The 21,133-nt window shown below is 72.2% G+C and carries 24 protein-coding genes; 9 read left to right on the top strand and 15 right to left on the bottom strand.

The window, feature by feature from the left end; all coding sequences use genetic code 11:
* Nucleotides 1-21: 21 nt before the first annotated feature.
* Entirely contained in the window at nt 22-1,059 is a 1,038-nt protein-coding gene (gene mutY, locus IWH25_RS04115; protein WP_203388092.1) for an A/G-specific adenine glycosylase, read from the top strand.
* On the opposite strand, the gene IWH25_RS04110 is transcribed toward mutY, so the two are convergent.
* Genes IWH25_RS04110 through rapZ form a run of 5 tightly spaced genes read right to left on the bottom strand, consistent with a single transcriptional unit; the run spans nt 1,052 to nt 4,042 of the window.
* Entirely contained in the window at nt 1,052-1,690 is a 639-nt protein-coding gene (locus IWH25_RS04110; RefSeq protein ID WP_238998997.1) for an LON peptidase substrate-binding domain-containing protein, read from the bottom strand. The genes mutY and IWH25_RS04110 overlap by 8 nt on opposite strands.
* Nucleotides 1,687-2,304 carry a flavin prenyltransferase UbiX gene (locus IWH25_RS04105; protein ID WP_203388091.1) on the bottom strand — a complete coding sequence of 206 codons (618 nt, stop codon included), beginning with the start codon at nt 2,302-2,304 and terminating at the stop codon, nt 1,687-1,689. The genes IWH25_RS04110 and IWH25_RS04105 overlap by 4 nt, the downstream gene beginning before the upstream one ends.
* Nucleotides 2,297-2,848 (bottom strand): Gx transporter family protein, encoded by a 552-nt coding sequence (locus IWH25_RS04100; RefSeq protein WP_203388090.1) that lies wholly within the window; start codon nt 2,846-2,848, stop codon nt 2,297-2,299. The genes IWH25_RS04105 and IWH25_RS04100 overlap by 8 nt, the downstream gene beginning before the upstream one ends.
* Nucleotides 2,829-3,206: a NusG domain II-containing protein gene (locus IWH25_RS04095; RefSeq protein WP_203388089.1), complete on the bottom strand. Its 378-nt coding sequence runs from the start codon at nt 3,204-3,206 to the stop codon at nt 2,829-2,831. Before IWH25_RS04095 ends, IWH25_RS04100 begins: the two co-directional genes overlap by 20 nt.
* Nucleotides 3,203-4,042, bottom strand: coding sequence for an RNase adapter RapZ (rapZ, locus tag IWH25_RS04090; protein ID WP_203388088.1), 840 nt, complete (start codon nt 4,040-4,042; stop codon nt 3,203-3,205). Before rapZ ends, IWH25_RS04095 begins: the two co-directional genes overlap by 4 nt.
* 86 nt (nt 4,043-4,128) lie before the next feature.
* Between rapZ and IWH25_RS04085 the strand changes: the two genes are divergently transcribed.
* The 4 genes from IWH25_RS04085 to IWH25_RS04070 all read left to right on the top strand — a co-directional run bounded on the left by IWH25_RS04085 (nt 4,129) and on the right by IWH25_RS04070 (nt 8,250).
* Nucleotides 4,129-5,304 carry a M20 aminoacylase family protein gene (locus IWH25_RS04085; protein WP_203388087.1) on the top strand — a complete coding sequence of 392 codons (1,176 nt, stop codon included), beginning with the start codon at nt 4,129-4,131 and terminating at the stop codon, nt 5,302-5,304.
* 59 nt (nt 5,305-5,363) lie between these two features.
* The gene (locus IWH25_RS04080; RefSeq protein WP_203388086.1) at nt 5,364-6,128 is read left to right on the top strand and encodes a substrate-binding periplasmic protein; all 765 of its coding nucleotides are present in this window, start codon (nt 5,364-5,366) and stop codon (nt 6,126-6,128) included.
* A complete protein-coding gene (locus IWH25_RS04075) occupies nt 6,125-6,925 on the top strand; it encodes a substrate-binding periplasmic protein (protein ID WP_203388085.1) in 801 nt (266 codons plus the stop codon). The genes IWH25_RS04080 and IWH25_RS04075 overlap by 4 nt, the downstream gene beginning before the upstream one ends.
* Nucleotides 6,926-7,008: 83 nt before the next feature.
* On the top strand, nt 7,009-8,250 hold the full coding sequence (locus IWH25_RS04070) for a GGDEF domain-containing protein (RefSeq protein ID WP_203388084.1): 1,242 nt from the start codon (nt 7,009-7,011) through the stop codon (nt 8,248-8,250).
* A gap of 5 nt (nt 8,251-8,255) precedes the next feature.
* Here the strand turns inward: IWH25_RS04070 and phnE are convergent, their stop codons facing one another.
* From phnE to IWH25_RS04055, 3 genes are all read right to left on the bottom strand, one after another.
* Entirely contained in the window at nt 8,256-9,866 is a 1,611-nt protein-coding gene (gene phnE, locus IWH25_RS04065) for a phosphonate ABC transporter, permease protein PhnE (RefSeq protein WP_203388083.1), read from the bottom strand.
* Nucleotides 9,866-10,690, bottom strand: a complete 825-nt coding sequence (locus IWH25_RS04060; RefSeq protein WP_203388082.1) for a phosphonate ABC transporter ATP-binding protein — start codon at nt 10,688-10,690, stop codon at nt 9,866-9,868. Before IWH25_RS04060 ends, phnE begins: the two co-directional genes overlap by 1 nt.
* 67 nt (nt 10,691-10,757) lie before the next feature.
* Nucleotides 10,758-11,639 (bottom strand): putative selenate ABC transporter substrate-binding protein, encoded by an 882-nt coding sequence (locus tag IWH25_RS04055; protein WP_203388081.1) that lies wholly within the window; start codon nt 11,637-11,639, stop codon nt 10,758-10,760.
* Nucleotides 11,640-11,928: 289 nt separating this feature from the next.
* On the opposite strand from IWH25_RS04055, the gene IWH25_RS04050 reads away from it, so the two are divergent.
* Nucleotides 11,929-14,466, top strand: a complete 2,538-nt coding sequence (locus IWH25_RS04050) for a Lon protease family protein (protein WP_203388080.1) — start codon at nt 11,929-11,931, stop codon at nt 14,464-14,466.
* 88 nt (nt 14,467-14,554) lie between these two features.
* Nucleotides 14,555-14,965: a glycine zipper 2TM domain-containing protein gene (locus IWH25_RS04045; RefSeq protein WP_238998996.1), complete on the top strand. Its 411-nt coding sequence runs from the start codon at nt 14,555-14,557 to the stop codon at nt 14,963-14,965.
* 18 nt (nt 14,966-14,983) lie between these two features.
* On the opposite strand, the gene IWH25_RS04040 is transcribed toward IWH25_RS04045, so the two are convergent.
* The 3 genes from IWH25_RS04040 to IWH25_RS04030 are packed head-to-tail and all read right to left on the bottom strand — an operon-like array spanning nt 14,984 to nt 16,536.
* Entirely contained in the window at nt 14,984-15,373 is a 390-nt protein-coding gene (locus IWH25_RS04040) for a surface-adhesin E family protein (protein ID WP_203388078.1), read from the bottom strand.
* A gap of 6 nt (nt 15,374-15,379) precedes the next feature.
* On the bottom strand, nt 15,380-15,895 hold the full coding sequence (locus tag IWH25_RS04035) for an O-acetyl-ADP-ribose deacetylase (RefSeq protein ID WP_203388077.1): 516 nt from the start codon (nt 15,893-15,895) through the stop codon (nt 15,380-15,382).
* Nucleotides 15,892-16,536 (bottom strand): SGNH/GDSL hydrolase family protein, encoded by a 645-nt coding sequence (locus tag IWH25_RS04030; protein ID WP_203388076.1) that lies wholly within the window; start codon nt 16,534-16,536, stop codon nt 15,892-15,894. The genes IWH25_RS04035 and IWH25_RS04030 overlap by 4 nt, the downstream gene beginning before the upstream one ends.
* 126 nt (nt 16,537-16,662) lie before the next feature.
* Between IWH25_RS04030 and IWH25_RS19180 the strand changes: the two genes are divergently transcribed.
* Complete coding sequence (locus tag IWH25_RS19180; RefSeq protein ID WP_203388075.1) at nt 16,663-17,970, top strand: PAS domain-containing sensor histidine kinase; 1,308 nt, start codon at nt 16,663-16,665, stop codon at nt 17,968-17,970.
* An 87-nt stretch (nt 17,971-18,057) separates the two neighbouring features.
* Nucleotides 18,058-18,951, top strand: a complete 894-nt coding sequence (locus IWH25_RS04020) for a patatin-like phospholipase family protein (RefSeq protein ID WP_238998995.1) — start codon at nt 18,058-18,060, stop codon at nt 18,949-18,951.
* A 21-nt stretch (nt 18,952-18,972) separates the two neighbouring features.
* On the opposite strand, the gene IWH25_RS04015 is transcribed toward IWH25_RS04020, so the two are convergent.
* From IWH25_RS04015 to IWH25_RS04000, 4 genes are all read right to left on the bottom strand, one after another.
* Nucleotides 18,973-19,425 carry a DUF302 domain-containing protein gene (locus IWH25_RS04015; RefSeq protein WP_203388073.1) on the bottom strand — a complete coding sequence of 151 codons (453 nt, stop codon included), beginning with the start codon at nt 19,423-19,425 and terminating at the stop codon, nt 18,973-18,975.
* A gap of 195 nt (nt 19,426-19,620) precedes the next feature.
* A complete protein-coding gene (locus IWH25_RS04010; protein WP_203388072.1) occupies nt 19,621-19,974 on the bottom strand; it encodes a hypothetical protein in 354 nt (117 codons plus the stop codon).
* Between the two features lie 48 nt (nt 19,975-20,022).
* Entirely contained in the window at nt 20,023-20,952 is a 930-nt protein-coding gene (locus tag IWH25_RS04005) for an MBL fold metallo-hydrolase (RefSeq protein WP_203388071.1), read from the bottom strand.
* Nucleotides 20,949-21,131, bottom strand: a complete 183-nt coding sequence (locus IWH25_RS04000; RefSeq protein ID WP_203388070.1) for a DUF1289 domain-containing protein — start codon at nt 21,129-21,131, stop codon at nt 20,949-20,951. Before IWH25_RS04000 ends, IWH25_RS04005 begins: the two co-directional genes overlap by 4 nt.
* Nucleotides 21,132-21,133 lie beyond the last annotated feature (2 nt).

The raw sequence follows: 21,133 nt of genomic DNA, 5'->3' as shown, positions 1-21,133 counted from the left end.
CCTTTGCCCGAGAATTCCCGCATGAACGACTTCGCCGCCCGCTTGGTCGCCTGGCAGAAGCGCCACGGCCGCCACGACCTGCCCTGGCAGCGCACGCGCGACCCGTACCGCATCTGGCTGTCGGAGATCATGCTGCAGCAGACGCAGGTGGCGACGGTGATTCCGTACTACGCGCGCTTCCTCGCGCGCTTTCCCGACCTCGCCAGCCTCGCCGCGGCGCCGCTGGCGGCGGTGCTCGAGCTGTGGGCCGGGCTCGGCTACTACGCGCGGGCGCGCAACCTGCACCGCTGCGCGCAGGCGATCGTCGCCGGGCACGGCGGGAATTTTCCCGAATCGGCGGCGCTGATCGCCGAACTGCCCGGGATCGGCAAATCGACGGCGGCGGCGATCGCCGCCTTCGCCTTCGGCGAGCGCGGCGCCATCCTCGACGGCAACGTCAAGCGCGTGCTGGCCCGCTGCTTCGGCGTCGACGGCTTTCCCGGGCAGGCCGCGGTCGAGCGCGAGCTGTGGGCGCTCGCCGAATCGCTGCTGCCCGCCGCCGACATCGAGGCCTACACGCAGGGACAGATGGACCTCGGCGCGACGCTGTGCACGCGCGGCAAACCGCGCTGCGGCGAGTGTCCGCTGCGCGGCCTGTGCGTCGCCGAGCGCGACGGCCGGCAGGGCGAACTGCCGGCGGCGCGGCCGGCGAAGGCGGTCCCCGAGCGGGAGAGCACGGTCACGCTGTTCGTCGCCGGCGACCGCGTGCTGCTCGAGCGGCGGCCGCCGAGCGGCATCTGGGGCGGCCTGCTGGCGCCGCCGGAAGGACAGCCGCCGGAACTCGCCGCGCGCTTCGGACTGCGGCCGCTCGGTGCTGCCGAGGCGCTGCCCGCGCTGAAGCACGCCTTCACGCATTTCCGGCTGACGCTGCAGCCGTGGCGCTGCCCGGTCGCGGCGCCGCCGCCGGCGGCCTGCGACGCCGCCGCCGCGCTCGAATGGGTGGCGATCGACGCGGCTGCATCGGCGGCGCTGCCGGCGCCGGTGCGCAAGCTGCTCGAGCGGCTGGCCGCGGCTACTTGACCAGGCCGCGCTGGGACAGATACTTGAAGAGGATTTCCAGGCGCGCGACGGCGTCGTCGAGTTCGAGCAGCTTCTGCTTGGCGAGCAGCTGCACCGGCATCACCTCGGTCAGCCGGTAGCCGACCCAGGCAGCGTCGTTCCAGTCGTGCGGCAGCGGCATCTTTTCCGGGCCGATGTCCGAGGCCACCTTCTCCAGGAGCGGCAGCAGCCCGCGCTGCGCCGCCGGCACGGCGACGCCGGCGGCCTCCGGCAACAGCTCGACCTCGGCACGCAGCAGGCCGTCGGCGGCGGTCTCGCTCGCCAGGATGCGGAAGCGGCGGCCGCCGCGCACTGCGAGCAGCAGGATGCCAAGCTCCTCCATCTCCCAGCTGGCGACGTGCGCCAAGGTGCCGACCGCATGCGGCACCGCCGGCGCGCCGACCTCCTGGCCGCTGGCGATCAGGCAGACGCCGAACGGCGCCTCGCGCTTCATGCAGTCGGCGGTCATGTCCAGGTAGCGCTGCTCGAAGACCTTCAGCGCCAGCGTGCCGCCGGGAAACAGCACCGACTTCAGCGGGAACAGCGGAATGCGCAGCCGCTCCGGCGCCGGCGGCGGCGCCTTGCCGCCGCCGAACAGGCCGCGCCAGCTCACGCCTCGCCCCAGCGCTTCATCAGCGTGTGCGCAACGCCGAGCTGGTCGAGGATGCGCGCGACGACGAAGTCGACGACGTCCTGCACCGACTGCGGGTGGGTATAGAAGCCGGGGTTGGGCGGCAGGATCACGGCGCCGGCGCGGGAAAGGCGCAGCATGTTCTCGAGGTGGATCGCGGAGAACGGCGTCTCGCGCGGCACCAGCACCAGCGGCCGGCGCTCCTTCAGCGCGACGTCGGCGGCGCGCTCGATCAGGTTGTCGGCGAGCCCCTGCGCGATCGCCGCCAGCGTGCCCATCGAGCACGGGCAGACGACCATCGCATCGGGCGGGTTGGAGCCGCTCGCGACCGGCGCGAACCATTCCTCGCGGCCGTAGACGTCGAGCGCGCCGCCGCTGCCGGCGATCGTCGCCGCGAACTGCGCGCGGAAATGCGCGGCGAGCTCCTGCGGCCGCGACGGCAGGTCGAGCCCCATCTCCTGCTTGGCCACCACCTGCGCCGCCTGCGAGTAGAGCAGCTGCACGCGGCAGCCGGCGGCGAGCAGGCATTCGAGCAGGCGGATGCCGTAGGGCATGCCGGAAGCTCCGGTCAGGGCGAGACAGACGGTTTCAGGCATGTTGCGGCTCCGCGGCTTCGCGCTCGCCGAGCAGGCGGGCGACGATCAGTCCGTTGATGATGCCGAAGAACAGCGCCGCGGCAAAGAACACCGGCGCCAGCAGGAAGACGCCGTCGTGCGGGATCAGCCAGGCGCGGGCGAGCAGCAGCTGGCCGCCGATGTGCGCGAAGGCGGCGACGAGCGACAGCGTCACCGGCCCGAACCAGCGCCGCGGCAGGTACTGCGCGGCGGCGAGAACGGCCAGGCTGGCGGCGGCGCCGGTCAGGCTGAGGAAGAAGCCGGGGGCGAGGAAGTGGCCGAGCAGCAGGCCGCCGGCGACGACGCGCAGCGCGCTGACCCAGGCGGCGGTGGCAAAGCCGTAGCGGTAGAGGACCAGCAGCGTGACGATGTTGGCCAGCCCCGGCTTGACGCCGGGCAGCGGCAGCGGAATCGCCGCGTCGACCAGCGACAGCGCGATCGCGGCGGCGGCCAGGCGCGCGATGCGGTGGTCGTCGGCGGTGGTCGCCAGCGTGCGCGACGCCGGCTCAGTAGGCGAGCGAGTCAAAGCCGTTGTTCCTGCCGGCGATCTGCAGGCTGACGTGGTTCGGTGCGCAGATCGCGATCTCGCCGGGGCGCCTGAGCCAGCCCTGGCGCACGCAGTACTGGCGCGGCCCGGGATCGGCGGCGACGCGCGCGCGGCCGGGCTCGACGGCGATCACCGTGGTGCCGAGCGCGCCGGCGACCGCGAGCGTGCGCGTCCTGGACAGGTCGAGTTCGGCGACCACTTCGCCGTTGCGGCGGACCACCGCCTTGTCGGCGGCGCCGCCCTGCCAGAGCAGCGGGAAGGAGGCGGCGACGGCGACGGCGGCGAGGCCGGCGGCCGCCCAGTCGCCGGGGCGCAGCAGCGAAAGCCAGGGGTTCAAGCCAGTTCCCGGTGGCGGACGAGGACGCGCGCGCGGCCGGCGAACTGGCGCGCCAGCCACTCGGCGAGAAAGACCGAGCGGTGCTGGCCGCCGGTGCAGCCGATGGCCACCGTGAGGTAGCTGCGGTTGTCGCGGATGAACGCCGGCAGCCACGACGAGACGAAGCGGCGGATGTCGTCGCGCATGCGGTGCACGTCGGGCTGGTCGTCGAGGAAGTCGGCGACCGCCTCGTCGAGCCCGGTCAGCGGACGCAGCGCCGCGTCGTAGTGCGGATTCGGCAGGCAGCGCACGTCGAAGACGAAGTCGGCGTCGAGCGGCAGCCCGTGCTTGAAGCCGAAGGACTGGAACATCAGCGTCAGCCCTGCGCCCGGTTCGGCCTCGATGAACTGGCGCACCCACTCGCGCAGCGTCGCCGCGGCGAGGTCGCTGGTGTCGATGTGGTGGCCAAGGCCGGCGAGGCTCTCCAGGCGCTCGCGCTCCTCGCCGATGGCCTCGGCCAGCGAGCGGCCGTCCTTCGCCAGCGGGTGCGCGCGGCGCGTCTCGGAGAAGCGCTTGAGCAGGATCTCGTTCTTCGCGTCGAGGAACAGGAACTTCGGCTGCAGCCCCTGGTTGCGCAGCGCCTCCAGCTGCTGCGGCAGCATCTCCAGCGAATCGCCGCCGCGGATGTCGACCGCCACCGCGACCTTGTCGTAGCCCTGCTGGTCGAGCTGGCCGCAGAGCTGCTGCAGCAGCTGCGAGGGCAGGTTGTCGACGCAGTAGTAGCCGCTGTCCTCAAGCATCTTGAGGGCGATCGACTTGCCGGAGCCGGAGAGGCCGCTGATGAGGACGAGACGCATGGGCGGGAGGATAGCGGATGCGGGCTTTTGCGGACAAGAAGGACTGTTCTACACTACAGAGTCCGCTTTTCCATGGACGTTCCCCGATGCCCGTCGCCTCCCCGCTGCCGCTCGACCCCGCCTTCCTCGCCAGCCTCGCCGCGATCCGCCGCGACATCCACGCCCACCCCGAACTCGCCTTCGCCGAGACGCGCACCGCCGACCTGGTCGCCGGCGAGCTGGCGAAGTACGGCATCGAGGTGCATCGCGGGCTGGCGAAGACCGGCGTCGTCGGCGTCATCCGCGCCGGCACGTCGTCGCGGATGATCGGCCTCAGGGCCGACATGGACGCGCTGCCGCTGAAGGAGATGAACGAGTTCCCGCACCGCTCGAAGCACGAGGGCCGCATGCACGCCTGCGGCCACGACGGGCACACCACGATGCTGCTCGGCGCCGCGCGCTGGCTGGCCGAGCAGCGCAACTTCGACGGCAGTGTCGTCTGCATCTTCCAGCCGGCCGAGGAATCGGAAGGCGGTGCGGCGGTGATGATCGAGGACGGTCTGTTCGAGCAGTTCCCGGTCGAGGCGGTCTACGGCCTGCACAACTGGCCGGGCATCCCGGTCGGCGAGATGGCGGTGATGCCGGGACCGGTGATGGCCGGCACCTGCGCCTTCGAGATCAGCGTGCGCGGCCACGGCTGCCACGCGGCGATGCCGCACCAGGGGATCGACACCATCGTCGCCGCCAGCCAGCTGGTGCAGGCGCTGCAGACGGTGGTCGCGCGCAACCTGCACCCCTGCGAGTCGGCGGTGGTCAGCGTCACCCAGTTCCACTCCGGCAGCGCCTGGAACATCATCCCCGAGGAGGCGGTGCTGCGCGGCACGATCCGCAGCTTCAAGCCGGAGGTGCAGGAAACCGTCGAGCGCGCGATCGAGCGCCTGTGCTCGGGCATCGCCGCCGCCCACGGCGCGCAGATCGGCGTCGTCTTCGACCACCGCTACCCGGCGACGGTGAACAGCGCGGCCGAGACCGAACTCTGCCGCCGCATCGCCGCCGCCACGCTCGGCGCCGACAAGGTCAGGAAGGACGAACTGCCGTCGATGGGCGCCGAGGATTTCGCCTACATGCTGCGCGAGAAGCCCGGCTGCTACGTCTGGCTCGGCAACGGCCCGGGCACCGGCGGCTGCACGCTGCACAACCCGCATTACGACTTCAACGACGAGATCCTCGCGCTCGGCGTCAGCTACTGGGTGCGCCTGGTCGAACACGCGCTCGGCAATTAGGCCAGCACGCATCGAAAGCCGGCGGACGCGGTGATAGACTGCGGACGGGAGGATCTGGCATGTCCGGACGCGCGTCCGCTCACCGGGAAAGACCGCTGGCCAAGCTCGCGCTGGCCGCGCTGCTGTTCGCCTGCGCCGGCGCCTGGGCGGCGGATGCGGCCTATCGCGTGGCGATCATCGGCAACTCGCCGCCGATGTCCTACGTCGACGAGCAGGGTAGGCTGACCGGCTTCAACGTCGCCGTCGCGCACGCGTTGTGCGAAACGATGGGCACCCCCTGCGAACTGCGCCCGGTCCCGCTCGACCGGGTCGTCGACACGGTCGCCGCCGGCGACGCGGACTTCGCCGTGGTCAGCCTGCTGGCGACCCCCGAGCGCCGCGCCAAGGTGCTCTTCTCCAAGCCCTACTACCGCTCGCTGAGCGTCTGGCTCGGCCGCCCGGCGGCGACGCCGGGCAAGGCCGGCAGCCGCGTCGCGGTGGTCCGCGGCTCGGCGCAGGCGCGCCACGCCGAGGCCCAGGGCTGGTCGCTGCGACCGGTCGCCAGCCACGCCGAGCTGCCGCCGCTGCTCGTCGCCGGCGGCGCCGACGCGGCGCTGGTGCCGATGCCCACCGCCGTCCGGCTGATGGCCGAGCCGTCGCTGCAGGCGCTCGAGCTGCGGCCGACGATCGTCGCCGACGCGGCGCTCGCCGGCGACGTCTGCATCAGCATCGACCCCGGGCAGCCGCAGCTGAAGGCGCGCATCGACGCGGCGATCGACGCGATCAAGCGCGACGGCCGCTTCGACCGGATCAACACGCAGTTCCTGCCGTTCCGGCTGCAATGACGCCGCTTCGCCGCCTTCTCTGCCTGATACTGCTGGCGACGCTGGCGCCCGCTGCAGCGACGGCGGCCGCGCGCGAGCTGCGGGTGGCGACGCTGCTCACGGCGCCGGCCGGCGACCGCCCCGACGGCCGCGAAGCCAGCGCCACCGCCGAGCTGAACGACGCGCTGACCCGCGAGCTGTGCCGACGGCTGCTGGCACGCTGCCGCCTGCAGCCGCTGCCGTTCGCCGAGATCATCCCCGGCGTCGAGGCCGGACGCTTCCAGCTCGGCGTCGGCAACGTCATGCGCAGCCCCGAGCGCGAGGCGCGGGTGCTCTTCTCGCGGACGCTGTGGCGGGCCTCGTCGCGCCTCGTCGGCACGCCGGCGGCGATCCGCCGCCACCGGCCGGCCAACGGCGGCGAGCTGCACGTACAGGCGCTGCACGGCATGCGCATCGCCGCCGTGCGCGGCAGCCTGCAGCACCAGTTCCTGGCCCGGCGGGCACCGGCACAGCAGCTGGCGATCGAGGAGGCGGCGACGATCGACGACGCGCTGCGCGCGCTGCTCGACGGCCGCGCCGACTTCGCGCTGATGCCGGTGCGCGGCGCCTACTTCCTGCTCGCGCAGCAGGCGCCGGGCAGCGTCGAGTTCGTCGGCCCGCCGCTGACCGAGGACGGGCTGGGCGGAACCGTGCACCTGATCCTGCCGAAGGCGGAGGAAGCCCTGCGCCGCGAGGTCGATCGCGCGCTCGACGCGATGCGCAACGACGGCAGCTTCCAGCGCATCGTCCGCAGCCGCATGCCCTTCCTCGCCGATTGAGCGCGCCGCGATGAACCCCGACCGCCCACCCGCCCCCCCCCGCCGCGCACGGCGGTCCGCGCGCCGGCACACTGTTCGCTTGGGTGGCGGCGGCGTTCGGGCTGGTCTTCGCAGGCTTCGTCGCCTGGCTGGAAGTGGACCAGGCGGCCCTGCTGTCGACCGCGGCCCGGCTGCAGATGCAGGCGCTGCCGTACGCGATCGAACAGCAGCGGCTGGCGCGCAACCTGGAAGTGATGCGCCTCGAAGGCGAGCGGGTGCTCGCCGGGAAAACGCCGCAGGCCCGGCAGCAGGCGCTGTTCATCGTCTCGCTGATGGCCAGCCACCCGAGCGTGCTGGAGCAGCGCGACGCGCGCGCGCTGGCCACGGAGGCCGAGCGCTTCCTGGCGGCGGTGGCGCGCAGCGGCGCTCCCGACGCCGACACGCTGGCGGAATGGAAGCGCCTGTCGCAGCGTCTCAGCCTGGCCGCCGACGACATCACCGTCGACGGCGTCAGCCTCGCCAACCGCGAGGCGGAACAGATGGGCGAGATCGTCCGCCAGGCGCGCTACAAGCTGCGCTCGGTGCTGGTCCTGGTGCTGCTGTTCCTCGGCGGCCTCCTGCTGCTGATCCGCCGCTTGCTGATCCGGCCGCTGCAGCAGATCGACGCCAGCCTGGCCGGACTGAAGGACGGCACTGCCCCGCCGCCGCCGCCCGGCAGCGCGCTGCACGAGATGCAGTCGGTCGAGGCGGCGATCGGGCAGTTGCGCACGGTGATGCACGAACATGCGCAAACCCGCCTGGCGCTGGAGCAGCTGGCCTCCACCGACGCGCTGACCGGCCTCGACAACCGCCGCCACTTCATGCAGCTGGCCGCGCTCGAATTCGAGCGCGCCCGCCGCCACGAGCGGCCCGTCGCGGTGGCGCTGGCCGACCTCGACCATTTCAAGCAGATCAACGACCGTTACGGCCACGCCGCCGGCGACGCGGCGCTGCGCGCCTTCGCCGACCTGGTGCGCGCCACGCTGCGCCATGCCGACCTCGCCTGCCGCTACGGCGGCGAGGAGTTCGCCTTCGTCTTCCCGGAGACGACGCCGGCGGAAGCGCTGGTGCTCGCCGAACGCCTGCGCCATGCGTTGAGCGTGCACAGCGTCGAACTGGCCGACGGGCGCCGCCTGCAGTTCTCGCTCAGCGTCGGCATCGCCGACGGCGACGGGCTGTCGCTCGAGGAGGCACTGAGCTGCGCCGACGACGCGCTCTACCGGGCCAAGGCCGTCGGCCGCAACCGCGTCGTGCTCGGCGGCGAAGCCGGCGGCGGACGCGTGCTGCCCTTCCGCGCCGACGACTGAGCCGGTTACAGGCGCCGGCGCAAGGCGGCGCTCGCCGCGTCGACGGCGATCGACAGCAGCAGCATCGCCGCGATCACCGTGCTCGCCTCGCCGTAGCGGAACAGCGACAGCTCGAAGTAGAGCAGCTGCCCCAGCCCGCCGGCGCCGACGAAGCCGAGGATGGCGGCCATGCGGATGTTCATTTCCCAGCGGTAGAGCGTGTAGGCGAGCAGCTGCGGCGCCACCTCCGGCAGCGTGCCGTAGAGGAAGGCCGCCGTCGGCCGCGCGCCGGCCGCGAGCAGCGCGTCGCGCGGCGTCGGCGGCGCGTTCTGCAGCGCCTCGGCGAACAGGCGGCCGAGCACGCCGCCGGTGTGCAGCGCCAGCGCCAGCACGCCGGCGAAGGGACCGAGGCCAACCGCGAGCGCGGTCAGCGTCGCCCACACCAGTTCCGGCACCGAGCGCAGCGCGTTCAGCAGGAAGCGCGCGGCCGCGCCGGCCGGCCGGCCGTAGCGCCCGGCCGCCGGCAGCGCCAGCAGGAAGCCGGCGGCAGCCGCGAGCAGCGTGCCGAGCGCGGAGATCGCCAGCGTCTCCAGCGCCCCCCAGGCGACCCGCGCCAGCCACGGGGCGGCGAACGCGGGCGGGAAGAAGGCGCGCAGGAAGTCGCCGGCCTGCACCAGCGCGTCGCGCGTAAACAGCGCACCGAGGCCGAGGTCGAGGAAGACGAAGCTGGCGGCGACGGCCGGCAGCAGCGCGGCGACGAAGGCGCCGCCGCGGCCGCCGACGCCGGCGACGGCGCCACGCGTGCCGGCGGCGGCGACCTGCCGGCGCAGGAAGGCGGACAGCGCGTCGGCGGCGAGTACCAGCGCAAGAAAGACGAGCAGGATGGTCGCCGCCTCGCCGCCGTTGAGCATCTTCATCGCCTGGTCCATCAGCTGGCCGAGGCCGCCGGCACCGACGAAGCCCATCACCACCGAGGCGCGCACCGCGCATTCCCAGCGATAGACGGTATACGAGGTCAGCTCCGGCGCGGCGCCCGGCAGCAGGCCGTAGCAGAGCGCCTGCAGGCGGCCGGCGCCGGCTTCGAGCAACGCCCGCGCCGGCCGCGCCTCGCCCGCTTCGAGGATCTCGGAATAGACCTTGGCCAGCATGCCGCCGTAGGTCAGCGCCAGCGCCAGCACGCCGGCAGCCGGGCCGAGGCCGAAGACGCGCACGAAGAGCAGCGCCCAGACCAGTTCGGGGATGCCGCGCAGCACCGTCAGCAGCGCGCGCAGCGCGTGATGGACGAGGCGCGCGCGCGTGCGCCCCGGCCCCGGGCCGATCTCGGCGGCGGCCAGCGCGCGCGTCGTCAGCAGCGCCAGCGGGAAGGCGAGGACGAAGGCGAGCGCGATGCCGGCGGTGGCGATGGCCAGCGTCTCCAGCGTCGCGCGCAGCAGCAGCGCGAGGAATTCACGCCCGGTCTCGGGCGGCAGGAAGCCGGCGAGGAAGGCGCCGATCGTGCGCAGGTTCTGCGCGGCGAAGATCGCGCCGGGCTCGAATTCGGCCACCCGCAGCAGCGGCCAGAGCAGCAGCAGCGCGACCAGCAGCGCCGTCGCACGGCCGCGCGCCGCGGGATCGCGCAGGGCGACGCTGGCCGTCATCAGCAACAGACGCCCCGCGGGCCGGCGACTGCGACCGGATGCGCGGCGAAGCGCGGTTCGTTGGCGAGGGTCGGCAGCGCGTCGCCCTCGGCCGCGTACAGCTCGCGCAGCAGCGACTCGGAAACCTGCGCCGACGGCAGGTCGAAGGCGATGCGCCCGTCCCTGACGCCGACGATGCGCGGGAATTCGGCCAGCGCGAGGTCGACCGCGTGCAGGCTGGCGACCAGCGTCGCGCCGCGCGCCGCGGCGTCGGCGGCGAGCGCGCGCACGGTCTGCTGCGCCAGCGCCGGGTCGAGCGCCGACACCGGCTCGTCGGCGAGGATCAGTTGCGGCTGCTGGTAGAGCACGCGGGCGATGCCGACGCGTTGCAGCTGGCCGCCGGAGATGCGATCGCAGCGGTCGAACAGGCGATCGCCGAGGTCGAGGCGGGCGAGCGCCGCGCGCGCGCCGGCGATGTCGAGCGGGTAAACGAGCGAGGCGAGGCTCTTCCACAGCGGCCACTGGCCGAGGCGGCCGGCGAGCACGGCGGTGACCACGCGCTGCCGCGGCGGCAGCGGCGGCGCCTGGTGCACGACGCCGAGGCGGGCGCGCAGCAGGCGCAGCGCGGGCGCCGACAGCGCCCACGGGTCGGCGCCGAGCAGCTCGACGCGGCCGGCGCTCGGCCGCAGCGCGGCGCCGAGCACGCGCAGCAGCGTCGTCTTGCCGGCGCCGGACGGGCCGACGACGGCGATGCGCTCGCCGGCCGCCGCGGCGAGCGAGACGCCGGCGAGCGCGGTGCAGCCGTTGGCATGGGTCAGCGCGACCTGGTCGAGGCGGAAAGTCATGAATCCTTCGTCACGAAAGCGCGGCGGCGCGACGCGGGAACCGTCGTCGTCGCCGCGGTCGGTGGTCTTACTTCAGCAGCCCGGCGGCCTTCGCCGCCTGCTCGATGCCGTCGTAGTTCGCCTGCCTGGTCGCGATGAACTTCGACGCGCGCTGCAGCTGCATGATCTCGGCGTGCTCGGGGTTCCTCGCGTCGAGCTTGAGGAAGGCCTCGGTCAGCTTCTTCACCAGCAGCGGGTCGAGGTCGCCGCGCACCGTCCAGTTGTAGTCGAAGTACGGCGGCGTCGTCGCGAACACGCGCACCTTGTCGGCATCGACCTTCTTCTGCTCGACCAGCTTGTCCCAGACCGAGGCGTTGAGCACGCCGGCGTCGGCCTTGCCGGCGGCGACGAAGGCCACCGTCGCGTCGTGCGCGCCGGAGAAGGCGACGTTCTTGAAATCCCGGTCCGGGCTGACGCCGGCCTGCTGCAGGAAGAAGCGCGGCATCAGGTGGCCCGAGGTCGAGGACGGCGAGCCGAAGGCGAAGGTCTTGCCCTTCAGGTCGGCGAAGGACTTGATCGCCGGGTCGGCGCTGACGAACTTCGACGTGAACTTTGCGTCTTCCTCGCGCTGCACGATCGGGATCGCCGTGCCGTTGGTGCGGAGCTTCGCCTGCACGAAGGTGAAGCCGCCGAGCCAGGCGAGGTCGAGCTTCTTCGTCGCCAGCGACTCGACCACCGCGGCGTAGTCGGACACCGGGACGAAGCTGACCTTCAGCCCGGTCTCCTTCTCCAGGTAGCTGCCGAGCGGCGCGAACTTGCGCTGCAGCTCGGTCGGCGCCTCGTCGGGAATCGCCGAGACGCGCAGCACCTTGTCCTGGGCGGCGGCGATGGGGGTGAAGGTGGCAAAGGAGGCGGTCAGCGCGCAGGCCAGCGCGCCCTTCAGCGCCAGACGGCGCAAGGGGTGTCTCATCGGGTTTCTCCCGCTCGTTGTGGCAACCGCCGCCGCGCGGGTGTCGCGGCAGCTTATTCGCGGCGCCGCGAGGCGCCGCCCGGATCGATGCATGCAGTAACGCAGACTGCGCCGCCGATTATACGGGCAGAAAGCGGCGGCGGCACCGGCGCCGCGGGGAGCCGCTACAATGAAGCATGCACCTGCGCCAACGACGGGGAGAAACGACAATGAACGAGACCCGGCTGACCCGCGGCGGCGGCGCCCGCACGCGCCCGGCGCCGAGCGCCCCTTGCTGAGCCGGCCGGCCATGCCCGTCGCCAGCGAAACCCGCGACCCCAGCGGCGCCGAACGGCTGCCGCCGGAGCGCCTGTACACCCCCTGCAACCCCGACCACCTGCCCTTCGCCGGCAGCGAGGAGCTGGCCGAGATCGGCGCCGGCTTCGCGCACGAGCGCGCGGTCGAGGCGCTGCGCTTCGGCCTCGGCATCGGCCGCCCCGGCTTCAACCTGTTCGTCCTCGGCGATCCCGGCAGCGGCCGCCACGCGCTGGTGCACGAGCTGATCGGCAGCAGCCGCGGCGCCGGCGAGGCGCCCGCCGACTGGTGCTACGTGAACAACTTCGCGCAGGCGACGCGGCCGCGGCTGCTGCGCCTGCCCGCCGGCCGCGGCCGGCAGCTGAAGGAAACGATGCAGGGCTTCGTCGCCGAGCTGGCGACGGCGATCTCGGCCGCCTTCGAGAGCAGCGACTACCGCAGCAAGATCGAGGCCCTCGAGCGCGAATACAAGAAGCGCGAGGAGGATGCGCTCGCCGCGCTCGGCGAGGACGCCCGGGGGCGCGGCATCGCCTTGCTGCAGGCGGACGACGGGATGGGCTTCGCACCGCTGAAGGACGGCGACGAGACCCTGTCCGAGGACGAGTTCGGCGAGCTGCCGGAGGCACGGCGCGCCGAGCTGGCGAACGCGATGGAGGGGTGCGAGGACAGGCTGGCCTCGCTGCTGCGCGAATTCCCGCTGTGGCGGCGTGCGCAGGCGGCGCGCATCAAGGAGCTGAGCCGTGACGCGCTGCGCCTCGCGGTCGGCCACCTGATCGACGAGATCAAGCCGGCCTGGGCCGACCTGCCGGACGTCGTCGCCTTCCTCGACGCCTGCCTGGAGGACGTCGTCGGCACCGGCGAGACGCTGCGCGAGACGAAGAAGAGCGAGGACGAGATGGAGACGCTGCTGTTCTCGGGCTCGATCTCGGTGCAGCGCTACCTGGTCAACCTCTTCGTCGACAACGCCGGGACCGCCGGGCCGCCGGTGGTCTGCGAGGACCACCCTACCTTCCAGAACCTGATCGGCCGCGTCGAGCACCTCGCGCACCTGGGCGTGCTCGTCTCCAACTTCACGCTGATCCGCGCCGGCGCGCTGCAGCGCGCCAACGGCGGCACGCTGATCCTCGACGCCGGCAAGCTGCTGGTCCAGCCCTACGCCTGGGAAGGCCTGAAGCGCGCGCTCGGCAGCCGGCAGGTGCGCATCGAGTCGCTGGGCGAGATCTACGGGCTGGCGAGCACGGTGCAGCTGGAGCCGGAGCCGATGCCGATCGACCTCAAGGTGGTGCTGGTCGGCGAGCGCCTGGTTTACTACCTGCTGGCCGAGCTCGACCCGGAGTTCGCGCAGCTGTTCAAGGTCGCCGCCGACTTCGAGAGCGACGTCGAGCGCAGCGCCGAGAACACGCTGCTCTACGCCCGCCTGCTGGCGACGCTGGCGCGCCGCGAGGGCCTGCTGCCGCTGTCACGCGATGCGCTGGCGCGCGCCATCGAACACGCGGCGCGGCTGGCCGACGACGCGGCGCGGCTGTCGACGCAGACGCGCCGGCTCGCCGACCTGCTGCGCGAGGCCGACCACTGCGCGGCGAAGGCCGGCGCCACGCGCATCGAGCGCCACCACGTCGAGCAGGCGCTGGTCGCCGCCGAGCGCCGCGCCGACCGCCTGCGCGAGCAGCAGCACAGCGCGATCCTGCGCGGCCTGTTGCTGATCGCCAGCGACGGCGTCGCCATCGGCCAGGTCAACGGGCTCGCCGCCGCGCTGCTCGGCGACTTCAGCTTCGCGCAGCCGGTGCGCGTCACCGCCGGAGTCCGCCTCGGCGAAGGCGAGGTGGTCGACATCGAGCGCGAGGTCGAACTCGGCGGCCCGGTGCATTCGAAGGGCGTGCTGATCCTCGCCGCCTTCCTGGCCACCCGCTTCGGCCGGCTGACGCCGCTGTCGCTCGCGGCGACGCTCGCCTTCGAGCAGTCCTACGGCGAGATCGAGGGCGACAGCGCGTCGCTCGCCGAGCTGTGTGCGCTGCTGTCGGCGATCGCGATGTTGCCGCTGGCGCAGTCGCTGGCGGTGACCGGCTCGGTCAACCAGCACGGCGCAGTGCAACCGATCGGCGCCGTGAACGAGAAGATCGAGGGCTTCTTCGACATCTGCAAGGCGCGCGGGCTGACCGGCCGCCAGGGGGTGATCATCCCCGCCGCCAACGTGCAGCACCTGATGCTGCGCCACGACGTGGTCGAAACGGTCGCCGCCGGCCAGTTCGCGGTCTATGCCGTCGACCACGTCGACCAGGCGATCGCGCTGCTCTCCGGACTGCCGATCGGCACGCCGGATGCGCAGGGCAACGTTCCCGAGGGCACGGTCAATTACCGCGTCGCCGAGCAGCTGCACGAGATGGCGGCGGCGCGGCAGGAGTTCGGCGGCGTCGAGCGCAAGCACAAGAAGCCGGCGAAGGCCCGCGCGCGGCCGGCAAAGGAGGCGCCGCCGGCGCCGGCCGACGGCGGCGGCGAACCGGGCGAGCCGCCCGCCGGCGAGGGCGGCGGCTGAGCCCGGCGGCCCGCTGCGGCGCCGCGGCGGGCGTCCTACAATGGAATTCCGGGCGGTGCGTGCACCGCCAGCAACGAAGGAGTCCGCAATGAACAGACTGCTACCGATCCTCGCCGCCGCGCTGCTCGCCGGCGGCAGCCCGGCCTTCGCCGCCGAACGCTGCGGCAACTGCGGCCAGGTCACCGACGTCCGCGAAGTGAAGGTCGAAGGCGAGGGCAGCGCCCTCGGCGCCGTCGCCGGCGGTGTCGCCGGCGGTCTGCTCGGCAACCAGATCGGCAAGGGCAGCGGCAAGACCGTGGCCACCGTCGCCGGCGCCGCCGGCGGCGCCTACGCCGGCTACCAGGTGGAGAAGAAGATCAGGGAAAAGACCGAGTACCAGGTCTCGGTGCGCATGGACAGCGGCGAGGTGCGCCAGATCCGCTACGCCGAGAAGCCGGCCCTCCTCGCCGGCGACCGCGTCAAGGTCGACAACGGCGTGCTCACGCGGGTCGCCCGCTGAGCCGCGCGGCCGCGCAGTTCACTGCGCGCCGCAGGCGATCTTCCACAGCGCCTCGCCGGTGCCGCCGGCGGGAATGGCGACCCATTCCGGATTCGCCACCTTCTCCGTGAATACCTGCCGGCCGCGCCCCATCTGCTCCGAATAGGCGGCGCCGGCAACGGTGCGCGTGCGCCGCGCCGCGCAGTCGTATTCGACGCGCTGGTGCACCGACATCACCGTCATCGCGCCGACCCACTGCGCGCTGGTGTAGTCGACCAGCTGCCAGAGCGTGGCGACGTCGCCGTCGCGCTGCACCGTGCCGCGATCGACGAAGAGGCGCAGGTCCTCGTTGCGACCGAGCATTTCCCATTGCGCCGACGCGGCGTGGCAGAAGAGGACGAGGGGCAGGCAGCGGAGCAGGCGTGTCATCGGCGGTCAGTGGCGGGCGAGAAGGTCTTCGTAGACGGCGAGGTCGGCCGCCGAGAAGCAGCAGAAGACGACCTCGGCGAGCGTCGGATACTGCGGCGCGGCCTGCCGCACCGTGGCGACGGCGATGGCCGCCGCGGCGGCGACCGGATAGCCGTAGACGCCGGTGCTGATGCCGGGGAAGGCGATGCTGGCCAAGCCCGCTTCGCCGGCCAGCTGCAGCGAACGACGGTAGCAGCCAGCGAGCAGCTCCGCCTCGCCGGCGCCGCCGCCGTGCCAGACCGGGCCGACGGTATGGATCACGTGCCGCGCCGGCAGCCGGTAGCCGCGCGTCATCTTCGCGTCGCCGGTGGCGCAGCCGCCGAGGCCGCGGCATTCGGCGAGCAGCTCGGGACCGGCGGCGCGGTGGATCGCGCCGTCGACGCCGCCGCCACCGAGCAGCGAAGTGTTCGCCGCGTTGACGATCGCATCGACGGCAAGCGTCGTGATGTCGGCGCGCAGCGCGCGCAGGCGGACGGAGCTCATGGCGCCGGCAGCAGCGGCGCGACGACCTCGGCCAGCGCACGGCCGAGGCGCAGGTGCTGGTCGGCGTCGAGATGCACGCCGTCGCGCGGGCTCACCGGCGTCACGCTGCCGGCATCGAAGAACGGGCAGCCGAGCGTCGCCGCCGTCTCGCGCAGCGCGTCGGCGAGGCCGGCGCACTTCTCGCGGCCGCCGGCGAACTTCGGCGCCAGCGGCCCCTGCGGCTCGCCGATCGGCGGCGGCGCGACGATCAGCACCGGCGGCACCGGCATCCCCGGTTCGATCGGCGCCCTGCGGATGGCGTCGACCAGCGTCGCCGTGCCCTGCGCCGAATGCCAGGCGTTGTGCGGGTGCATCGACTGGAAGTCGTTGCTGCCGAGCATCAGCACGACCAGCGCCAGCGGCGAGTGGATCTCGATCCGCTGCGCCAGCCCGACCAGCCCGTTGCGCCCCGGCTTGAACGGGTCGTCCCAGACCGTGCGCCGGCCGTTCAGGCAATCCTCGATCACGCGCGCGCGGTGGCCGGCGGCGGTCAGCGCGATCTCCATGACACCCGGCCAGCGCTGCTCGAACGGCAGGCGCTGGCGCGTCGTCGGCACGATGCCCCAGGAAAGCGAGTCGGCATAGACCAGGATCTGCTGCATGGGTGTCCTCCTTGCGCCCGGGAACGGGTGGGCGGATTGGATTATCATGGTTGCGGGCCGTTGCCGGCAACGGCCTCGCCATGCCGCCGGAGAGCGGCAGCCCGCAGACAGAGGAGGAGAAGAACCATGGCGACTTCGCAGCAGTTCGACACGCTGGCGGCCAGCGACCTGATCGCCGCCGCCGAGTACATGCCGATCGGCGTCTCGATCGTCGACGAGCGGCTCCGCGTCAAGTTCTGGAACCGCGCCTTCCTCGACATCCTCGACTTCCCGGAAGCGCTGTTGCGCGTCGGCATGCCGCTCGCCGAGCTGTTCCGCTACAACGCCGAACGCGGCGAGTACGGCAGCGGCGACATCGACGAGCTGGTGGCGGCGCGCGTCGCACTGGCGCAACGCTTCGAGCCGCACCATTTCCTGCGCAAGCGCCCGGACGGGCATTTCATCGACATCCGCGGCGAAGTGATCCGCAAGGACGACGGCACGGTCGGCGGCTTCGTCAGCCTGTACCAGGACGTCACCCGCGAGAAGACCTTCGAGCAGGAGCTGGTCGAGAGCAACCGTGCGCTCGGCGAAGGCAACGCCAAGCTGCAGCGCGCCTACGAGGAGCTGCGCGAGACCGAGCTGCAGCTGCTGCAGAGCGCCAAGATGGCGAGCGTCGGCCAGCTCGCCGCCGGCATCGCGCACGAGATCAACAACCCGATCGGCTTCGTCATGTCCAACCAGTCGGCGCTGAAGCGCAACGCCGAGACGCTGGTCGAACTGGCCGACGCCTACTCGGCGCGCGAGGCGGCGCTGCCGGCGGTGGAGCGCGAGGCGCTGGCGCGGCTGAAGCGCGAGATGGACATCGACTTCATCAAGGAGGATATGCCGCAGCTGTTCGACGAAATGCGCACCGGGCTCGACCGCGTCAAGCAAATCGTCGCCAGCCTGCAGACCTTCGCCGAGGACCGCAGCGGCACCTGGGAAGACACCGACCTGTCGTGCGAGCTCGACCGCGCGCTGGCGGTCGCCCAGCACCGCCTGCCGGCGGGCGCCCAGATCGTCCGCGACTACGCGCCGCTGCCGCCGATCCGCGCCATGCGCGCCGACCTGACGCAGGTGCTGCTGGCGTTGCTGCACAACGCCGGCGACGCGATCGGCGGCGGCGGCACGATCACGCTGCGCTGCGGCGAGGACGGCGACAAAGTCTTTGTCGAGGTCGCCGACAACGGCTGCGGCATCGCCGAGCAAGTGATGCCGCACCTGTTCGATCCCTTCTTCACGACCAAGCCGGTCGGCAGCGGCACCGGGCTGAGCCTCGCCGTCAGCCAGCGCGTCGTGCGCAACCACGGCGGCCGCATTCTGGTCCGCTCCGAACCGGGCAAGGGCAGCGTCTTCCGCGTCGAGCTGCCGAAATCCCCGTCGTCGCCGGCGCATGCCGGCACACCGGCGTGACTCCGGAGCGCAGCGGTCCGCTTCGCAATTACGAAGCGGACCACTAAAATCGCCATTTCCCAGGTTGCACCCATGCAGGTCCCCGCCATGCTCCCCTCTTTCCGCCATGCCGCCGCCGGCGCGCTCGCGCTGCTGCTGAGCGCGTGTTCGCTGTTCCCTGCGAAGACCGCCGAACCGCCCCCGCCGCCGGCGAAGCCGGTGATCGCACTGGCGCTCGGCGGCGGCGCCGCCAAGGGCTTCGCCCACATCGGCGTGATCAAGGCGCTGGAAGCGCAGGGCATCGTTCCCGACATCGTCGTCGGCACCAGTGCCGGCTCGGTGGTCGGCGCGATGTACGCCGCCGGCAAGAACGGCTTCGAGTTGCAGACGCTGGCGATCAGCCTCGACGAGTCGCAGGTCAGCGACTGGTCGCTGCCCGACCGCGGCGTGTTGAAGGGCGACGCGCTGGCTGCCTTCATCAACAAGGCGATCGGCAACGCGCCGATCGAGAAGCTGCCGAAGAAATTCGGCGCCGTCGCCACCGACCTCGCCAGCGGCGAGCCGATCGTCTTCCGCAGCGGCGACACCGGCACCGCGGTGCGCGCATCGAGCAGCGTCCCCGGCGTCTTCCAGCCGGTCGCGATCCGCGGCCGCGAGTACGTCGATGGCGGCCTGGTCAGCCCGGTGCCGGTGCGCTTCGCGCGCGAGATGGGCGCCACCTTCGTGATCGCCGTCGACATCTCGAACCGGCCGCAGGCGGGCAAGACGAAGAGCAGCCTCGACGTGCTGCTGCAGACCTTCGCGATCATGGGGCAGAGCCTCAACCGCAACGAGCTGCCGCAGGCCGACGTGGTCATCCGCCCCGACATCAGCCAGCTCGCCTCGGCCGACTTCAGGACGCGCCACCTCGCCGTGCTCGAGGGCGAGAAGGCCGCCGCACAGGCGCTGCCGGCGCTGAAGGCGAAGCTGGAGGGATGGGGGCGGCCGGCGGCGAAGGAGTAGCGGGCGGACCGCGGAACGCCGCTAGTCGACAGCCTTGTCGAAGAGCACCTTCTGCCGGTCGTCGATCACCTTCAGCTGTTCGTCGCTGCGCTTGACGCCATGCCGGCCCAGGGTCTGGCGGACATCGTTGTAGGTCAGCCAGACCTTGCCGGCGGCGTCTTCCCAGACCAGCGCGCGGTTGGGCAGGTCGAGCCCCAGCGTCGGCGCCTCGGCGAGCAGCGGCGCGCCGCCCTTCGGGTTGCCGAAGAGGATCAGCTGCGAGGGACGCAGGCTGGCACCGACCTCCTTCGCGTTGGCTGCGTGATCCATGCGCAGGAAGATCTTGTACGTGCCGCTGGCCTGGATGGCCTTCTCCAGGCGATCGGCGGTTTCGACGACGGAATACTTGCTTTCCCGGGAGACCATGCCGACATCCTGGGGAAAGGCGCCGACCGATGCCGCGAGCAGGGCCAGGCCAAAGATTGCTTTTCTCATTTTCGCCTCCTGTGGGGAATGAAACGCGCAGCCGCATGCTGTTCGGAAGCGCCGAACGGGAAAGGAAAATCCCGCCGCCATACCGGCGTTGCGACTAGTTAGGTCTAGACGTCGTGGCCGGCGTTGTCAAACCGGCAGGCGAGCGCTGGTCGCAACGCGGCGTTGCCGATGCCGGCGCGTGGTGCGCTGCCGTAGCTATTTGGTGATCGGGGCGTTGCGGCCGGAGAACTCGTCGCTCATGCGCAGCGCGGCGTCGCTGAACAAGCCTTGCGCATGCTGGGAGCAGTAGCGGGTGACGTAGTTGTCGACGGTGCCGCTGGAGATTTCCGACACCTGCCGGCTCTGGTTGGCGTAGTTGTGGCCGGTGAGCACGCCGCGCACCCAGGCCACGTATTGCGCGCGCTGCTCCGCGTCGTCCTTCGACGCGATCCAGGCGCGGCAGGACATGTCGGCGAAGCCGATGAGCTTGAGCGGCGCCGCGGCGGCGACGGCGACCGACAGCATGGAAAGCGCGACGAGCGCGCTGCGCAGGCATTTCTTTCCTGACATCGAAACCCTCCGTTTTGCTGCAAGCATACGCCGGCGGGTCGCGTTGCGTCAGGTCGCGAGCAGCAGGCCGTCCTCTTCGCGCAGCGCGCCGGCACGGGTGAGGTCGGCGACCAGCCAGTCGGCGAGCGATTCGTCGTCGTAGCCGAGGTAGCGGATGTTCACGTTCTGCACGAAGGCAAGCCCGGCGAGGAACTCGGGCAGCGTGTCGCGCGGCAGCTGGCGCTTCTCCAGCATGAAGAAGGCGAGCATCACCTTCAGCGCGTGCCGCGCCAGGCGCTCGATGTTCTGCTCGAAGGCCGCAAGCCGCATGAAGGCGCGCTCGAAGGCCTCGGGCACGTCGGCGAAGGGCGCGCCGTGGCCGGGGATGACCGCATCGATCGGCAGCCGCGCCAGCATTTCCAGCGTTTCGCGGGTCGCCTTCAAACCGTCCGGGTTGCCGAGCAGCTCGGAGAAGATGACGCCGAAGCCGTCCTGCCACAGCGCGTCGCCGGAGATCAGCAGGCGCTTCTCCGGGTTGTACAGCGCCAGCGCGTCCATGTCGTGGCCGGGGACGGCGAGCGCCCGCCATTCCAACTCGCCGAGCACGAACGAGTCGCCGGCGGCGTAGGTCGCGTCGTGCGCGAAGCGCGCCGCGCGCTGGCCGAGCGGCGACAGCAGCAGCGCCGCCTCGTCCCAGTCGGCGATGGTCGCGGCGATCCCGGCGGGGACCGTGATGCGGCAGCCGAAGGCGGTCTGCACCGCGGCATTGCCGCCGATGTGGTCGGAGTGCGAGTGCGTGTTGATCAGGTGCGTCAGCCGACGGCCGGCGAGCGCGCGCTCGAGCAGCGCGACGGTCTGCGCGGCGTGGCTGACGTAGCCGCTGTCGACCAGCGCCGCCGCCTCGCCCTCGAAGAAGACGACGTTGTTCGACGACAGCCAGCCGCGCTCGAGCACGAGCAGGCTGTCGGGCAGGTTCGGGGGCGGGATGCGCTCGCTCATGCCGGCGTGTCCGGGTCGCCCGACGCGGGCAGCGGTTCGGGCAGCGGCTGCGGCGCCGCCTCGGCGACGACGGCATCGGCCGGCGACGGCAGCGGTGGCCGGCCGCAGCCGAGGCAATAGCCGGAGTCGGGATCGGGCATGCAGACGCCGACGCAGAGGTAGGGATCGTCTTCGCTCATGG

The sequence above is a fragment of the Azospira restricta genome, assembly GCF_016858125.1.
GTDB classification, from domain to species: Bacteria; Pseudomonadota; Gammaproteobacteria; order Burkholderiales; family Rhodocyclaceae; genus Proximibacter; species Proximibacter restrictus.
The sequence above is the reverse complement of the archived record's forward strand: the minus strand, read 5'-3'. Positions and strand labels throughout refer to the sequence as shown.

Coding starts and splice junctions, on each gene's coding strand:
- IWH25_RS04105 (WP_203388091.1), bottom strand. CDS start 2,304: ATGCCTGAAACCGTCTGTCTCGCCCTGACCGGAGCTTCCGGCATGCCC.
- IWH25_RS04055 (WP_203388081.1), bottom strand. CDS start 11,639: ATGAGACACCCCTTGCGCCGTCTGGCGCTGAAGGGCGCGCTGGCCTGC.
- mutY (WP_203388092.1), top strand. CDS start 22: ATGAACGACTTCGCCGCCCGCTTGGTCGCCTGGCAGAAGCGCCACGGC.
- IWH25_RS04040 (WP_203388078.1), bottom strand. CDS start 15,373: ATGACACGCCTGCTCCGCTGCCTGCCCCTCGTCCTCTTCTGCCACGCC.
- IWH25_RS04075 (WP_203388085.1), top strand. CDS start 6,125: ATGACGCCGCTTCGCCGCCTTCTCTGCCTGATACTGCTGGCGACGCTG.
- IWH25_RS04005 (WP_203388071.1), bottom strand. CDS start 20,952: ATGAGCGAGCGCATCCCGCCCCCGAACCTGCCCGACAGCCTGCTCGTG.
- IWH25_RS04000 (WP_203388070.1), bottom strand. CDS start 21,131: ATGAGCGAAGACGATCCCTACCTCTGCGTCGGCGTCTGCATGCCCGAT.
- rapZ (WP_203388088.1), bottom strand. CDS start 4,042: ATGCGTCTCGTCCTCATCAGCGGCCTCTCCGGCTCCGGCAAGTCGATC.
- IWH25_RS04060 (WP_203388082.1), bottom strand. CDS start 10,690: ATGACTTTCCGCCTCGACCAGGTCGCGCTGACCCATGCCAACGGCTGC.
- IWH25_RS04020 (WP_238998995.1), top strand. CDS start 18,058: ATGCTCCCCTCTTTCCGCCATGCCGCCGCCGGCGCGCTCGCGCTGCTG.
- IWH25_RS04030 (WP_203388076.1), bottom strand. CDS start 16,536: ATGCAGCAGATCCTGGTCTATGCCGACTCGCTTTCCTGGGGCATCGTG.
- IWH25_RS04050 (WP_203388080.1), top strand. CDS start 11,929: ATGCCCGTCGCCAGCGAAACCCGCGACCCCAGCGGCGCCGAACGGCTG.
- IWH25_RS04080 (WP_203388086.1), top strand. CDS start 5,364: ATGTCCGGACGCGCGTCCGCTCACCGGGAAAGACCGCTGGCCAAGCTC.
- IWH25_RS04015 (WP_203388073.1), bottom strand. CDS start 19,425: ATGAGAAAAGCAATCTTTGGCCTGGCCCTGCTCGCGGCATCGGTCGGC.
- IWH25_RS04010 (WP_203388072.1), bottom strand. CDS start 19,974: ATGTCAGGAAAGAAATGCCTGCGCAGCGCGCTCGTCGCGCTTTCCATG.
- IWH25_RS19180 (WP_203388075.1), top strand. CDS start 16,663: ATGGCGACTTCGCAGCAGTTCGACACGCTGGCGGCCAGCGACCTGATC.
- IWH25_RS04045 (WP_238998996.1), top strand. CDS start 14,555: ATGAACAGACTGCTACCGATCCTCGCCGCCGCGCTGCTCGCCGGCGGC.
- phnE (WP_203388083.1), bottom strand. CDS start 9,866: ATGACGGCCAGCGTCGCCCTGCGCGATCCCGCGGCGCGCGGCCGTGCG.
- IWH25_RS04035 (WP_203388077.1), bottom strand. CDS start 15,895: ATGAGCTCCGTCCGCCTGCGCGCGCTGCGCGCCGACATCACGACGCTT.
- IWH25_RS04085 (WP_203388087.1), top strand. CDS start 4,129: ATGCCCGTCGCCTCCCCGCTGCCGCTCGACCCCGCCTTCCTCGCCAGC.